The organism is Sphingomonas sp. 1F27F7B (assembly GCF_005503355.1).
Taxonomy (GTDB): Bacteria; Pseudomonadota; Alphaproteobacteria; order Sphingomonadales; family Sphingomonadaceae; genus Sphingomonas.
Window position 1 is genome coordinate 1 of record NZ_SCMK01000028.1, and the last position, 13,980, is coordinate 13,980.

Sequence of the window (13,980 nt, forward strand, 5' to 3'; positions counted from 1 at the left end):
CCTTCAAGATCGCGATGATCTGCTCTTCGCTGAACCTGCTGCGCTTCATTCTCGTCCGACTCCTTTGCGTCGGACTCTACTCAAAATCGGTCACATTCCAGGGGCGCACGTCACCGTTAAGTCCCGGCGACTTGAAGATGGAGGCAGGGGCCCGGTGGAAACGCCGGGCCCCTTCTCCTTTGGCGCGAGGTTCAGGCGGCGCGGGCGGCCTTGAGCGCATTGCCCCACCAGGCGATCTCGTCGAACAAGGTGGCGCGGGCGGCGGCGAGATGGGGATAGTCGTCGAGCGTCTTGCCCTGTTGCAGGATGCCGAGGAACGGCTCCATGCCGATGTTCACTTCGGCCTTGATCGGCGCCATGTGCAGCTCGACCGCGATGCCGCGCAGCTGCTCGATCGCGCGCGCCCCGCCGACCCCGCCATAGCCGACGAACGCCACCGGCTTGCGCCGCCATTCGAAGGTGGCGGAATCGAGCGCGTTCTTCAGTACCGCGGTGGGGCCGTGATTATATTCGGCGGCAGTGACGATGAAGCCGTCATATTTGCCGACCTTGTGGCGCCAGGCCTCGGCGGCGGGGTGCGAATAGACGCCCTGGGTCCAGGCCGGCGCCACCGGCTCCTCGAACAGCGGCAGATCCTGGTCGCGCAGGTCGAGGATGTCGAGCGCGAAGTCGTCGCGTCCGGCGGCGCCGGCGGCGATCCATTGGGCGGGAACGTCCGCGAAACGCTGCGGGCGCGTACTGCCGATGATGAGTGCGAGGTTGAGCATGGAAATTGCGACCCTTTCCGGTTACGAATCGTAACAGGGGATCAAATGATGCGGTGGATGCATCGCCACAAGGAGGCACATTTCTGGAACCCAGGCACACCCATGTAAGCGAGGGGCATGTAAGCGAGGGGCATGCACGCGGCGGGCATGAGAGCTGCACCCCGGTCCGCGAGATCCTCGCCAAGATCGGCGACAAATGGAGCATCCTGACGATCATGATGCTGAGTGAGGGAACCCAGCGGTTCAGCGCGCTGCAGCGTGGGATCGAGGGCATTTCGCAGCGAATGCTGACGCTTACTCTGCGCGGGCTGGAGCGCGACGGGCTGGTGACGCGCGAAGTGTTCCCGACGATCCCGCCGCGCGTGGAATATACGCTGACGCCGCTGGGGCGTTCGCTCCAGCAGCCGGTGATCGCGCTCGGCCAATGGGTGATGGCGAACCTGCCCGAGATCGATGCGGCGCGGCGCCGGTTCGACGCGGTGGCGGAGGATCCGGACGCCCATTGACAAGAAGGGAGCCCGGCGGAGGCGCCGGGCTCCCTTCGTCCCGCTCAGGCAAAGGCGCGGCGGAACAGCGACAGGCCGTGGAATTCGAGCGCGGCGAGCCCCGCCACCGCCAGCGCCTGCAAGACGATAAAGGCGGCGCCGAGCGGATTGGGCGCGAGCAGCGCAATCACTGCGAAGCTGGCCGCGGTCCAGCCCAGGTTGAGCAGCGCGATGGCGCGCACCGGCCATTCGAGCCGGTCGGCCTGGCGTGCGGCCCACAGCATGAAGGCGGCCGAGGGGAAGAGCAGCAGCCCGGCCTCGAACAGCAGCACCGCCGGCAGGTCGAACAGCCCGGCGAGCGGCCCGGCGGCGGCGGCGAGCAGCGCGCCCATCCCCAGGCAGGTGATCGCGTCGATCGTCAGCACGGCGCGGAGGAAATGGATCGGATTGGTCATGGGTCGTCTCCCTTGCTGGTGATGACGCAAGGCTGACGGCATCGGCGCGCCGGGTCGATTACGCGGGAGGTAATGGAAGCCGGCGGCCTATGCAGGCAGAGAAGCGGCGAAGGAGATCATCCGTGCAGACAGCCGCCCGCCCGCTCGGCGACCAGATCAAGGAATGGCGCCGCCGCCGCCGGTTGAGCCAGATGGACCTGGCCCTGGATGCGGAGATATCGACCCGGCACCTGAGCTTCATCGAGACCGGGCGCAGCCGGCCGAGCCGCGAGATGGTGCTGCGGCTGGCCGATCAGCTCGCGCTGCCGCTGCGCGAGCGCAACGCGATGCTGCTCGCGGCGGGGTTCGCGCCGCTCTATGCCGAGCGTGCGCTCGACGATCCCGCGCTGGCGGCGGCGCGACGCGCGATCGACCTGGTGCTCAAGGGGCACGAGCCCTGGCCGGCGGTGGCGATCGATCGCCACTGGCACCTGATCGCGGCCAATGCGGCGATCAAGCCGCTGCTCGCCGGCTGCGCGGCGCATCTGCTGGAAGGGCCGATCAACGTGCTGCGCCTGAGCCTGCATCCCGAAGGGCTGGCGCCGCGTATCCTGAACCTCGCCGAATGGCGGGCGCATCTGCTCGAGCGGCTGCGGCGCCAGGCGATGACGACTGGCGATTCCGGGCTCGAGGCGCTGGTCGCCGAGCTGGAGGCCTATCCCTTTCCGGACGGAGCGGGGCAGGCGGAGGACATGGGCGGGTTCGCGATCCCGCTGCGGCTCGCCACGCCGCTGGGCGAACTCAGCCTGATCAGCACCACCACCGTGTTCGGCACGCCGCTCGACGTGACGCTCGACGAGCTGGCGATCGAGGCCTTCTATCCTGCCGATGCGATCACCGGGGAACGCTTGCGGGGGCTGAGCGGCGGCTAGGGGGCACCCTACCGCCCGTCGTCGCTCCAGTGCGGCGGGTCCGAGACCAGCTTGATCACGCCATAGCCGGCGCCGATCCTGTGGAGGTCGGGGTTGGTGTCGCCCGAGCGCGGTGCGCCGACCTCGCGGGCCTTGCCCTGCCGGTCCTTCACCTTGATCGTGCCGTTCCAGCCGATCGTCATGTCGATCGCGCGGCCTTCGATATGGCGCGACGTGAGCGAGGGCTCGAAGGCGATCTGGAACAGGTCGCACATCGCCTGCGCGCCGGCCTTCGACCTGGCGAGGTCGCCATGGTCCCACCGGATATCCAGGCCGGGCAGGGCAGGGACCTTGTTCGGCGCGACCAGCCCCTTCGCCACCCGCCAGCTGTAATGCATCAGCTGCGCACGCAGGGCGTTGCGGCGCGTGGCGGAGATAGTGACGCTGGCGCCCGCGTCCTTCAGCGCCTTGAGAAAGGCGGCGACGTTGTCGCGGAAGGGCTGGGCCAGATCGGCGACGGCGGCGCTGTTCGGATATCTGGCCTGGTTGGCGTTCCACCAGTCGGCGCCCGAGAGTGGCGGACGGGCGCCCTGGCCGGCGGCAAGCGCGAGCCAGGTCCTGCCGCCGGGCGAGATCAGCCCGTCCGGTCGGGCAGCGCCCAGCACCTGCGCCTGATAGCCGGTGATCGCGGCAATGGTGCGCGTGCCGCACGCGCCGCTGGTGGGGAGCAGCTGCTGGCCGGTGGCGCCGAGCCAGTCGTTGAGCAGGTGCTGGACGACGAGCACGTCGGCCAGCTCGTTGACGCCGCCCTTGCCCACCGATGCGCCGATCGCCACCCGCCTGCCCCCTTCTCGATTCGGGGACAGGCCTATCGGGCGAAATCCTACATTGAAAGCGGGTCCGGGATCGCGGACGCAATGCAAGCGCCCGGATGACGCGCGGCGGCATGATGGGCGCGGGGAAATCCCGCAGCCGGGCACCCCGGTCATCAGTGGAAGCGGGGGCAATGCGCAGCGCGCTGGGAATTGGGGTTCATGCGGCGCTGCACCGGAAAGACATGGAATCTCCGTCAAACATCCACGCCGCCAAACATTTCGGCCGGCTAGGAGGGCGCCGTGACGCTGCGCCGCCTGGCCTTTGCGACTCTGCTGCTCTGGGCGGTGACGCTGGCGATGCCGGCTTCGATGTCGGTGGCCCCCGACTGGCGCGGCGTCGATCGTCCGGAGCGGATACCCGGAGTGATCCTCCTGGTCTTCGGACCGCTGGCCCCGCTGGCGAGCGACGCGGCCGGCCGTGATCTGCCGGGATACGAGCATTGGCCGCGCTGGGCGATCGGGGGCCATCCGCTAGCGGCATGGGGCTGGTACGCGCATCCCTTCTGGGCCTGGGGCATCGCGCGGATGCTGCGCGGGCGGGGCCCGCGCCTGCTTCCCGCACTGCTCTGCGCCGCGCTCGCGCTGCTGGCGCTCCAGCCCTATCATTCCGCCATGGACGAGCATGGCCGAGAATCGGAGACTGTTCCGCTGGCTGGTGCATTCGTCTGGGCGGCAGCGATGAGCGGGCCGCTGCTCGCGCTGCTTGGCATGCGGGCGGGCGGATGGATTGCCCGCCCGCATGCGCTGAGTCCGATCAAGCGAAGACGCGCTGGAAGATCGTGTCGACGTGCTTGAAGTGATAGCCGAGATCGAACTTGTCCTCGAGTTCCGCCGGCGAGAGCGCGGCGGTCACTTCCGGATCGGCCTTCAGCAGCTCGAGCAGCGAGAGCTGGCCGTCCGATTCCCACACCTTCATCGCATTGCGCTGGACCAGCCGATAGCTGTCCTCGCGGCTGACGCCGGCCTGGGTGAGGGCGAGAAGCACGCGCTGGGAATGCACGAGGCCGCCCATTCGATCCAAATTCTTCTGCATGCGGGCCGGGTAGACGAGCAGCTTGTCCATCACCCCGGTGAGGCGGGCGAGCGCGAAATCGAGCGTGATCGTCGCGTCCGGGCCGATATAGCGCTCGACCGAGCTGTGCGAGATGTCGCGCTCGTGCCACAGCGCGACATTCTCCATCGCCGGGATCGTCGCGCTCCGCACCATGCGGGCCAGGCCGGTGAGGTTCTCGGTCAGCACCGGGTTGCGCTTGTGCGGCATCGCCGACGAGCCCTTCTGGCCCGGCGAGAAATATTCTTCCGCCTCGAGCACTTCGGTGCGCTGGAGGTGGCGGACCTCGACGGCGAGGCGCTCGATCGACGAGGCGATGACGCCGAGCGTGGCGAAGAACATCGCGTGGCGGTCGCGCGGGATGACCTGAGTCGAGACCGGCTCGACCGACAGGCCGAGCTTCGCGGCGACATGCGCTTCGACGCGCGGATCGATATTGGCGAAGGTGCCGACTGCGCCCGAGATCGCGCAGGTGGCGATGTCGGCGCGGGCGGCGAGCAGGCGCTCCTTGCCCCGCTTGAACTCGGCATAGGCCTCGGCGAGCTTGAGGCCGAAGGTGACCGGCTCGGCATGGATGCCGTGGCTGCGGCCGATCGTGGGCGTGAGCTTGTGCTCATGGGCGCGTCGCTCGAGCACTTCCAGCAGCCGGTCGAGATCGGCGAGCAGGATGTCCGAAGCGCGGGCCAGCTGCACGGCGAGACAGGTGTCGAGCACGTCCGAGCTGGTCATGCCCTGGTGCATGAAGCGCGCTTCGTCACCCACCTGTTCAGCCACCCAGGTGAGGAAGGCGATCACGTCGTGCTTGGTCACCGCTTCGATCGCGTCGATCGCGGCGACGTCGATCGCCGGGTTGGTCGCCCACCAGTCCCACAGCGCCTTGGCCGCGCTCTTCGGCACCACGCCGAGTTCGGCCAGCGCCTCGGTGGCGTGCGCCTCGATCTCGAACCAGATGCGGAAGCGCGCCTCGGGCGACCAGATGGCGGTCATTTCGGGGCGCGAATAACGGGGAACCATTGCAAGCCTTTCGCCGGGGGTGTGCCGGCCCCCTAGCAAGCGCGCCCTAGACTTTCCAGCGGAAGCGCCCGGTGATCGGCCAGTCGAGCAGCGCATCCTCCTCGCGGGCGCCCCGCCCGATATTGTGGAGGATCATCGGCGCTCGGGCACCGGGCAGGTCCGAGACCAGGCCGATATGGGTGGCGGTGCCGCCCATGCCGTTGGCGGGCGCGGAGGTGAAGATGTCGCCCGGCAGCCAGCCCTTGCCGCCCGCGGGCACCGGCAGCGCCGCGCCCATCCGCGCGAGGAAGCGGGCGAGGTTGGGCACGCGGCGATGGTCGATGCTCGGGTCCGGATGGGTCAGCCCCCATTTGCGGGGATAGGCGGCGAAGGCCCGCTTCATGTCGGCATGGACCAGCGCCTGGAGATCGATCCCGAAGGCGTCGCGATAGGCGCGGATCACCACATCGGTGCACACGCCCTTTTCCCGCGGTACGTCGCCATTGGGAAAGGCGAGCCGGGTATAGGCCGAATCATAGCTGCGCGTGACGCCGACCTGGGTACGCGCGGCGGCGACCAGCCCGGCGGCCGGGTCGTTGGCGGCGAGGCGCGGCGGCTTGGGCTCGTCCGGCTTTCCCGACGCCCTCGGGGCGCCCCCGCAACCGGCGAGGCCGGCGGCCATTCCGAGCAGCAAGGCGCGGCGATCGAACATCGCGCCATCCTGCACCGCCCGTGACGCGTGCGCCACAGGGCAAATGAAATGCGGCAAGTCGAGCGTGTAAAGGGTTGATTCGAGGCTGAGTGCGACGAAATCGGGAACATGATCGTCGGGTCATAGGTTGGTATGGGGAGTTGATCGAAATAACATCGGGAGAAATGTAAATATAACTTCCGATGAATGCAGGAGATATATTCATGATTAAGCCGATTCTTCTCGCTACTTCGATGTTATTCTCCGTTCCTGCCTTCGCGCAGGAGGTGCCCGCGCAAGATAATACGCGGCCGGCACAGGCGGCTCCGGCGCCGAAACAGGCCACTCCGCCGACGACAGATGACAAGGCGCCGGGCGTGCAGGACCAGGCCGCCGCTGCCCAGGCAGCCCCGGCGACTCAGCCGGCCCAGGGCGTGGCGCAGGAAGCGTCGCCCGTGCCCGGCCAGCCGGCGGCTGCCGCCTCGGCGGCGACCGGGCCCGCCGCGACTCCGGCCGCCACGCAGGAGCAGGTCGCCCAGGCCGTGGGCCGTGACTTCGGCAGCTATGACAAGAATGGCGACGGCAAGCTGGACGCGACCGAGTTCGCCGCCTGGATGGGCGCGCTGCGCAAGGCGGCCGAACCCAGCTTCCAGCCGGGCAGCGCCGAGGCGGCGGCCTGGGCCAACCAGGCCTTCGCCAGCGCCGATACCGACAGGAATGCATCGGTGAACAGGCAGGAGCTGACCGTCTTCCTCACCCCGAAGCAGCCGGGCTGATCCCTTCCCACCGCGCCTGCGCATGGCGCTTGCTCCCGAACGGCCGCCGGGCTTGCCTCCGGCGGCCGTTTGGCTTGTCGGGGTGTCATGCGGAGCAGGACATCCTTACCGGCCGGATCAGCAGCGCCGCGTGCGAGAGCAGGTCGAAGCCGATGTCGCGCGGCGGGCCAAGCCGCAACGATACGCTAGATCAGCCCCTGGCCCCTGAGCGAGGCATGTCCCTCGCGCCCAAGGATGATGTGGTCGTGCACCCCGATGCCCAGGCCCTTGCCCGCCGCCGCGATCTGGCGGGTGATCTCGATGTCGGCGCGGCTGGGCGAAGGGTCTCCGGAGGGATGGTTGTGGACGAGGATCAGCGCTGCGGAGCCGAGCTCGATCGCGCGGCGGATCACTTCGCGGACATAGACGGCGGCCTCGTCGATCGTGCCTTCGCCCATCAGTTCGTCGCGGATCAGCATGTTCTTCGAATTGAGATGGAGGACGCGGAAGCGCTCGATCGGGTGATGCGCCATGTCGGCGCGCAGATAGTCGAGCAATGCCTGCCAATTGGCCAGGACCGGCCGCTCGGCTACCTCCGCGCGCAGCAGGCGGAGCGCGGCGGCATGGACGGTCTTCAAGGCGGCGACGCTGGTCTCGCCCATGCCCTTCACCCGCGCCAGCGCTTCGGCATCGGCAGTCAGGAGGCCGGCGATGCCGCCGAATTCGTGGAGCAACGCCTTGGCGAGCGGCTTGGTATCCTGCCGCGGAATCGCCAGCGCGAGCAGATATTCGACCAGCTCGTGATCGAGCAACGCGTCCGGCCCGCCCTCGAACAGGCGACGGCGCAGGCGCGCGCGGTGGCCGCTATTGTCTGGCGTCTCGGACATGCCCGATTTGTTCCTGCAAACGCCGCGTTATTCAAGGCGAGGATTTCGCCGAATTGGCGATAGAGTTGACTCGGTCCGCGAGCGTTCCTAAAGCGCCCGAGCAACGCGGTCGCATGGCCGGCGATGCTCAAATGTCGTCGGCGTGTGTCGGCGGCTTTTTTCATATCTGGATCGCCTTGACCGCCTTGACCCAAGACCGTGCACCTAGCGACCTGGACCGCCGCATCGCCGATGCGAAGGCGGCCGAGGCTGCGCGCACCGGCGAGGGCGTCAAGGCGCCTGCCGATGCCAAGGGCTACAAGCAGGGCTCGCGCGTGCTGATGGACCTGATCGGCATGCCGCTGGGCGGCGGCGTTCTGGGCTTCGCTCTCGACAGCTGGCTGAACACCAGCCCGTGGTTCCTGCTGGGGCTGGTGGTGCTGTCGTTCGTCGCGGCTTTCCGCAACATCTACAAGATCTCGAAGGAGCGCGTTGAGTGAGCGCCGGCGCAATCAATCCGATGGAGCAGTTCGAGGTCGGCAAGCTGATCAAGTTCGATCTGCTTGGCTATGATCTCTCGTTCACCAACTCGGCCCTGTTCATGTTCGTCGTGGCGGCGCTGCTGTTCGTGTTCATGCTGGGCGGCATGAAGCGCGCGCTGATCCCGGGCAAGTGGCAGCTGATGGCCGAAGGCGCGGTGGGCTTCATCGATTCGATGGTGAGCACCAGCATCGGCAAGGGCGGCAAGAAGTTCGCGCCGTACATTTTCTCGCTGTTCTTCTTCATCCTGTTCGCCAACCTGGTGGGCATCCTGCCGCTGGCGGTGGTGCCCGGGCTGCACACCTTCGCGGTGACCAGCCACATCACCGTGACCGCGGTGCTGGCCTTCTTCTCCTTCGCCATCGTGCTCGCGGTCGGCTTCTGGAAGCACGGCCTCAAGTTCTTCAGCCTGTTCGTGCCGCACGGCGCGCCGCTGTGGCTGATGCCGGTGATCATCCCGGTGGAATTCATCTCGTTCATGGTGCGTCCCTTCTCGCTGGGCCTGCGACTGTTCGTCGCGATGACCGCGGGGCACATCCTGCTCGAAGTGTTCGGCAGCTTCGCCGTGCAGGGCCTGAATGCCGGCGGGATCGGCTATGGCGTGTGGTTCGCCTCGATGCTGATGATCATCGGCGTGAGCGCGCTCGAGTTGCTGGTCTGCGCGATCCAGGCCTATGTCTTCGCGCTGCTGACCTCGCTTTATCTCCACGACGCGGTGCATCTGCACTAAGTCGCGCTGTTCGTTTGGTTTATTGGATTACGTAGGGAGCTAGAAATGACTGACGTTGGTGCAATGTACATCGGTGCCGGCCTCGCGGCGATCGGCATCGGCCTGGCCGCGCTCGGCGTGGGCAACGTGTTCGGTTCGTTCCTCGAGGGCGCGCTGCGCAACCCGGGTGCCGCCGACGGCCAGCAGGGCCGCCTGTTCATCGGCTTCGCCGGTGCCGAGCTTCTGGGCCTGATCGCGTTCGTCGTCGCGATCCTGATCCTGTTCGTCGTCAAGGGCTAAGGTCGAAGGACAGCCAATGCCGCAGCTATCCCAAATCCCTGAGATCTACGCGTCGCAGCTCTTCTGGCTCGCGATCGTGTTTGCGCTCATCTATTTCGGGATCGGCAAGGCGATGGTTCCGAAGATCGAGCGTACGGTCGAGGACCGCAACGCCCGTATCGCCGGAGACCTCGCCGCGGCCGAGGCTGCCCGAGACGCGGCCCATGCGTCGGATGCCGCTTATGAGTCCGGGCTGGAATCGGCCCGGACCACGGCGCTCGCGACGCTGAGCCAGGCCAAGGACAAGGCGACCGCCAAGGCCGAGGCCGAAGTGAAGAAGGGCGATGCCGCGTCCGAGGCGAAGATCGCCGAGGCTGCGCAGCGCATCGCGGCGACCAAGACCCAGGCGCTGGGCGAGATCGAAGCCGAGACGGTGGATGCCGTCCAGGAGATCGTCGCCAAGCTCTCGGGCGTGAAGGCCGACCGCGTGTCGGTCGCCAAGCAAGTGAAGGCAGCGCTGGCCAATGGCTGAACAACCCCATGGCCTGAAGGCGGAGACCGGCACCGTGGAACTCCATCATGAGCCTGCGGCATTCGGCGTCGTCACCGCACCGATGTTCGTGGCGATCGCGATGCTCGTCGTGCTCGGCATCGTGCTGTGGAAGCGCGTGCCGGCGATGATCGGCAAGATGCTCGACGCCAAGATCGCCTCGATCCGCCAGCAGCTGGACGAGGCCACCGCGCTTCGTGCCGAAGCGGAGGCCGAGCTGGCCAAGGCCAGGGCGCGCAACGCGGCGAGCGAGGCGGACGCCGCCGCGATCGTCGCCCATGCCGAAGCCGAGGCCAAGGCGCTGCTGAAGAAGGCCGAGGTGGATGCGAAGGAGCTGACCCGGCGCCGCGCCAAGATGGCCGAGGACAAGATCGCCGCCGCAGAGCGTGCCGCGATCGCCGAGGTTCGCGCCACGGCCGCCGACGCCGCGGCTGCCGCGGCTGCCGCGATCATCGCGGAGAAGCACGGCGCCGAAGCCGACAAGAAGCTGGTCGACCAGACGATCGCCGGGCTCGGCCGCCTGAACTGACCGCCCGCTTCGGCGAGGCTCGAACGAAAAGGGCGCGCATCCATGGGGTGCGCGCCCTTTTCGCGTCCGTCCTTCCGCGCTGGCGGCACAGGGCACTGGCGGCTAGGATATCCGCATGACCATCCAACGCTGGCTCCAGCTCGCCACGGCCCTCACCGCGCTGCTGCTCGTCTTCATGATCGGCATGGTCTGGCACAGCGCCGTCGAGGAACATCGCCAGGCGAACGACATCGGCGCGCGGGCGCACGAGACGATGGAGCGCATCGAGGCGCGGGCGAACGCGCTGGAGAACGAGGCGGGGCGATAGGGCCGCCGGCGCCGGGCTGGCTCGTAACCTGCCCCTTCATGCTGTCCCGGATCTGATCCGCGGTTCGGCATCTCCTCCAGCGATATCGCCTGTGGAAAATTGGACCCTGAAACAGGTTGGCGCCTGTCCCTTTGAGACAAGCCCCCCTCTTTCGTCATCCCCGCGCAGGCGGGGACCCAGGGTTTCTCTGCCGTATCGCCCGTGACTCTGGATCCCCGCCTGCGCGGGGATGACGGTTATGGGACCATCCTTGTCCAAGCGGGATAGGCCCCAAACAAGTCCAGAGTGAGGGGAACCGGGCGATCGGCACCCGCTCCGGATGCCGATCGCCGTCATTCACGCCGCCGGCTTGCGGAACTTGTAGATGAACTGGTCGGTCTTGCCCCGGATCTCGGGGGTGAAGACATTGGCGGTGTGCGGATCGTTCGGATTGCGCAGCAGCGGGAGTTCGCCGTCGAACTTGAAGCCGGCCGATTCGATCTCGGCGCGCGCGGCGGCGGGATCGATGCGGTGGAGCGTCTGCGGCACCGCGAAGCTCGGATCGGTGTTCGCGACATGGTCGATCACCAGCAGCACCCCACCGGGCTTGAGCGAATCGTAGAGCTTCTTCGCGATTGCCGCGGCAGCGCCGGGCGATGCGGCCTTGAGATGCAGGTCGTGCCAGTTCTGCACCGTCACGATCGCATCGAGCGGCTCGGGGAAGGCGAAGCTCTTCAGGCTGTCGCTCATCGCCGCGACATTGGCGCGGCCCGCCACTGCGGCCTTCTGGTCGTCGGCATAGGCGGCGCGGAACTGGATGAACTCGGCCGGCTGATAGGCATAGACCTTGCCCTTGGGCCCGACGACCGGGGCGAGGATCCGCGTCCAATAGCCACCGCCCATGATGAAATCGGCGACCTTCCCGCCCGGCGCGATGCCGGCAAAGGCAAGGATCTCGCCCGGGTGGCGGGCGGCGTCTCGGTCCTTGTCGGCCGGGGGGCGGCCGGAATCGCCGAGCGCGGCGGTGATCGGGGCGGGAACGGTCTGGGCATGGGCGGCGAGTGGCGCGGCCAGCGCGAGCAGCGCGGCGGACAGGGCGAGCTTCATGGGACGACTCTCCTAAGCATGTGGGCGGAGCATGGCATATCGGTGCGGCCGTTCAAGTTGCGCCCATCGCCATCACCGCGGGGAAAGCCGGGATGACGAACGGGGGAGTGGCGGTCCGTCGCTTCACCCCCTAAATCGCTGGCGACGATGTCCGATCCCAACTCGCCCAACCGCTTCAACGAAGAGGCCGCCACCAATGCCGTGCGCGGCGCCGACGCGCCCGATCTGGAAGCCGGCGTCGCGGCGATCCGCAACGTGCTGAAGACGCTGCCGGCGCGCCCCGGCGTCTATCGCATGCAGGATGCGCGCGGCGACGTGCTCTATGTCGGCAAGGCGCGGGCGCTGAAGAACCGGGTGACCAACTATACCCAGGTGATGCGGCTCTCGAAGCGGCTCCAGCGGATGGTGGCGCAGACGCGATCGATGACGATCGTCACCACCAACAACGAAGCCGAGGCGCTGCTGCTGGAAGCCCAGCTGATCAAGCGCTTCCGCCCGCCCTACAATGTGCTGCTGCGCGACGATAAGTCGTTTCCATTCATCCTGCTGCGCCGGGATCACGAGTTTCCGCGCATTCAGCTCCATCGCGGCGCCCGCAAGGTGAAGGGCGATTATTTCGGCCCGTTCGCGGGCGCGGGGCAGGTGCGCAAGACGCTCAATGCGCTCCAGAAGCTGTTCCTGCTGCGCAGCTGCACCGACGGCTTCTTCAACACACGCGACCGGCCGTGCCTGCTCTACCAGATCCGCCGCTGCTCTGCGCCGTGCGTCGACCGGATCGATCCGGCCGGATATGAGGAACTGGTCGACGACGCGCGCGACTTCCTGATGGGCAAGTCGACCAAGGTGCAGGCCAAGCTGGGTGCGCAGATGCAAGCGGCGGCGGAGGCGCTCGATTTCGAGCTGGCGGCGATCCTGCGCGACCGGCTGAAGGCGTTGACCTTCATCCAGGGATCGCAGGCAATCAATGCCGAGGGCGTGGGCGATGCCGATATCTTCGCGCTGGCCTGCAAGGGCGGGGTGATGGGGATCCAGGCCTTCTTCATCCGCGGCGGCCAGAATTGGGGGCATCGCAGCTTCTTCCCGGCACACACCAACGACGTGTCCGAGGACGAAGTGCTCTCGGCCTTCCTGATGCAGTTCTACGAGGAAGTGCCGCCGCCCCGGACGATCTTCGTCGATCGCAACCTGGTGGAAGCCGCGCTGCTGGCCGAGGCGCTTCGCGAACGCGCCGGGCACAAGGTGGCGCTGGGCGTGCCGCAGCGCGGGCCGCGGCGGCGGCTGCTGGAGCAGGCGACCCGCAACGCAGTGGAAGCGCTCGACCGGCGGCTGGCCGAGGGCACGACCCAGGCCAGGCTGCTCGCCGAGATCGCCGACATCTTCGAGCTGCCCGAAAGCCCGGAGCGGATCGAAGTGTACGACAACTCGCACATCCAGGGTACCAATGCGCTGGGAGCGATGGTGGTGGCGGGCCCCGAGGGCTTCCAGAAGAACCAGTATCGCAAGTTCAACATCAAGCGTGCCGAGACCGTGCCGGGCGACGATTACGGGATGATGCGCGAAGTGCTGACTCGCCGCTTTGCGCGCGCGCAGGACGAGGACCCGGACCGGCAGGGCGGCAGCTGGCCCGATCTGGTGCTGCTCGACGGCGGGCGCGGGCAGCTGAACGCGGCCCGGGCAGTGCTCGAGGATCTGGGCATCGAGGATGTCTGCATGGTCGGCGTCGCCAAGGGCCCGCATCACGGGCGCGAGGGCCGCGAGGTGTTCCACCTGATGGACGGGCGCGAGCTGATGCTGCCGGTCAATTCGCCCGTGCTCTTCTACCTCCAGCGGCTGCGCGACGAAGTCCACCGCTTCGCGATCGGCGCGCATCGGCAGAAGCGCGCCAAGGCGATCGGGGCGAGCCCGCTCGACGAAGTCCCCGGCATCGGCCCCGCGCGCAAGAAGGCGCTGCTGATGCATTTCGGCACGGCGCGGGCGGTGCGCGCGGCGAGCCTCGAGGATCTGCAGAAGGCGCCGGGCGTGAGCGCGGGCGTCGCACAGCAGGTCTATGACTATTTTCACGCCCGATAAGGCGCCAGAACTGCACAGATAATCCTCGCGCCCTGGCTTGCGACGCGCCGGCGAGGCGCTAGGGTCGGTGTCGAAAACGGGG

Annotated in this window: 18 protein-coding genes; 11 read left to right on the forward strand and 7 right to left on the reverse strand. The window is 67.7% G+C overall.

Annotation, left to right across the window (positions count from 1 at the left end; genetic code table 11):
- Positions 1-191: 191 nt before the first annotated feature.
- Positions 192-767: an NADPH-dependent FMN reductase gene (locus FFS08_RS20065; protein ID WP_137864980.1), complete on the reverse strand. Its 576-nt coding sequence runs from the start codon at positions 765-767 to the stop codon at positions 192-194.
- A 53-nt stretch (positions 768-820) separates the two neighbouring features.
- Between FFS08_RS20065 and FFS08_RS24125 the strand changes: the two genes are divergently transcribed.
- On the forward strand, positions 821-1,273 hold the full coding sequence (locus FFS08_RS24125; protein ID WP_249341284.1) for a winged helix-turn-helix transcriptional regulator: 453 nt from the start codon (positions 821-823) through the stop codon (positions 1,271-1,273).
- Positions 1,274-1,317: 44 nt separating this feature from the next.
- On the opposite strand, the gene FFS08_RS20075 is transcribed toward FFS08_RS24125, so the two are convergent.
- A complete protein-coding gene (locus FFS08_RS20075; RefSeq protein WP_137864981.1) occupies positions 1,318-1,707 on the reverse strand; it encodes a hypothetical protein in 390 nt (129 codons plus the stop codon).
- 122 nt (positions 1,708-1,829) lie between these two features.
- Between FFS08_RS20075 and FFS08_RS20080 the strand changes: the two genes are divergently transcribed.
- A complete protein-coding gene (locus tag FFS08_RS20080) occupies positions 1,830-2,618 on the forward strand; it encodes a helix-turn-helix domain-containing protein (protein ID WP_137864982.1) in 789 nt (262 codons plus the stop codon).
- Positions 2,619-2,626: 8 nt separating this feature from the next.
- On the opposite strand, the gene FFS08_RS20085 is transcribed toward FFS08_RS20080, so the two are convergent.
- Positions 2,627-3,433, reverse strand: a complete 807-nt coding sequence (locus FFS08_RS20085; RefSeq protein ID WP_137864983.1) for a hypothetical protein — start codon at positions 3,431-3,433, stop codon at positions 2,627-2,629.
- Positions 3,434-3,712: 279 nt separating this feature from the next.
- Between FFS08_RS20085 and FFS08_RS20090 the strand changes: the two genes are divergently transcribed.
- Entirely contained in the window at positions 3,713-4,267 is a 555-nt protein-coding gene (locus FFS08_RS20090) for a hypothetical protein (RefSeq protein ID WP_137864984.1), read from the forward strand.
- Here the strand turns inward: FFS08_RS20090 and purB are convergent.
- Both purB and FFS08_RS20100 read right to left on the reverse strand, forming a co-directional pair.
- Positions 4,227-5,537: an adenylosuccinate lyase gene (gene purB / locus FFS08_RS20095; protein ID WP_137864985.1), complete on the reverse strand. Its 1,311-nt coding sequence runs from the start codon at positions 5,535-5,537 to the stop codon at positions 4,227-4,229. The two genes, FFS08_RS20090 and purB, sit on opposite strands and share 41 nt — an antisense overlap.
- Positions 5,538-5,583: 46 nt before the next feature.
- Entirely contained in the window at positions 5,584-6,228 is a 645-nt protein-coding gene (locus tag FFS08_RS20100) for a DUF1287 domain-containing protein (protein ID WP_137864986.1), read from the reverse strand.
- 356 nt (positions 6,229-6,584) lie between these two features.
- On the opposite strand from FFS08_RS20100, the gene FFS08_RS20105 reads away from it, so the two are divergent.
- On the forward strand, positions 6,585-6,983 hold the full coding sequence (locus FFS08_RS20105; RefSeq protein WP_212742051.1) for an EF-hand domain-containing protein: 399 nt from the start codon (positions 6,585-6,587) through the stop codon (positions 6,981-6,983).
- Positions 6,984-7,168: 185 nt separating this feature from the next.
- Here FFS08_RS20105 and radC read toward each other — a convergent pair whose 3' ends face one another.
- Positions 7,169-7,849: a RadC family protein gene (gene radC / locus FFS08_RS20110; protein WP_137864988.1), complete on the reverse strand. Its 681-nt coding sequence runs from the start codon at positions 7,847-7,849 to the stop codon at positions 7,169-7,171.
- Positions 7,850-7,962: 113 nt separating this feature from the next.
- On the opposite strand from radC, the gene FFS08_RS20115 reads away from it, so the two are divergent.
- The 6 genes from FFS08_RS20115 to FFS08_RS20140 all read left to right on the forward strand — a co-directional run bounded on the left by FFS08_RS20115 (position 7,963) and on the right by FFS08_RS20140 (position 10,742).
- Positions 7,963-8,328 carry an AtpZ/AtpI family protein gene (locus FFS08_RS20115; protein ID WP_249341285.1) on the forward strand — a complete coding sequence of 122 codons (366 nt, stop codon included), beginning with the start codon at positions 7,963-7,965 and terminating at the stop codon, positions 8,326-8,328.
- Entirely contained in the window at positions 8,325-9,098 is a 774-nt protein-coding gene (locus FFS08_RS20120) for a F0F1 ATP synthase subunit A (protein WP_137864989.1), read from the forward strand. Before FFS08_RS20115 ends, FFS08_RS20120 begins: the two co-directional genes overlap by 4 nt.
- A gap of 63 nt (positions 9,099-9,161) precedes the next feature.
- Positions 9,162-9,377 carry a F0F1 ATP synthase subunit C gene (locus FFS08_RS20125; RefSeq protein ID WP_086130767.1) on the forward strand — a complete coding sequence of 72 codons (216 nt, stop codon included), beginning with the start codon at positions 9,162-9,164 and terminating at the stop codon, positions 9,375-9,377.
- Between the two features lie 16 nt (positions 9,378-9,393).
- A complete protein-coding gene (locus FFS08_RS20130) occupies positions 9,394-9,888 on the forward strand; it encodes a F0F1 ATP synthase subunit B family protein (RefSeq protein ID WP_137864990.1) in 495 nt (164 codons plus the stop codon).
- Entirely contained in the window at positions 9,881-10,435 is a 555-nt protein-coding gene (locus FFS08_RS20135; RefSeq protein ID WP_137864991.1) for a F0F1 ATP synthase subunit B family protein, read from the forward strand. The genes FFS08_RS20130 and FFS08_RS20135 overlap by 8 nt, the downstream gene beginning before the upstream one ends.
- A 115-nt stretch (positions 10,436-10,550) precedes the next feature.
- On the forward strand, positions 10,551-10,742 hold the full coding sequence (locus FFS08_RS20140) for a hypothetical protein (RefSeq protein ID WP_137864992.1): 192 nt from the start codon (positions 10,551-10,553) through the stop codon (positions 10,740-10,742).
- Positions 10,743-11,078: 336 nt separating this feature from the next.
- Here FFS08_RS20140 and FFS08_RS20145 read toward each other — a convergent pair whose 3' ends face one another.
- Complete coding sequence (locus FFS08_RS20145) at positions 11,079-11,828, reverse strand: class I SAM-dependent methyltransferase (RefSeq protein WP_171012731.1); 750 nt, start codon at positions 11,826-11,828, stop codon at positions 11,079-11,081.
- 147 nt (positions 11,829-11,975) lie between these two features.
- On the opposite strand from FFS08_RS20145, the gene uvrC reads away from it, so the two are divergent.
- Complete coding sequence (gene uvrC / locus FFS08_RS20155) at positions 11,976-13,898, forward strand: excinuclease ABC subunit UvrC (protein WP_137864994.1); 1,923 nt, start codon at positions 11,976-11,978, stop codon at positions 13,896-13,898.
- Positions 13,899-13,980: the final 82 nt, after the last annotated feature.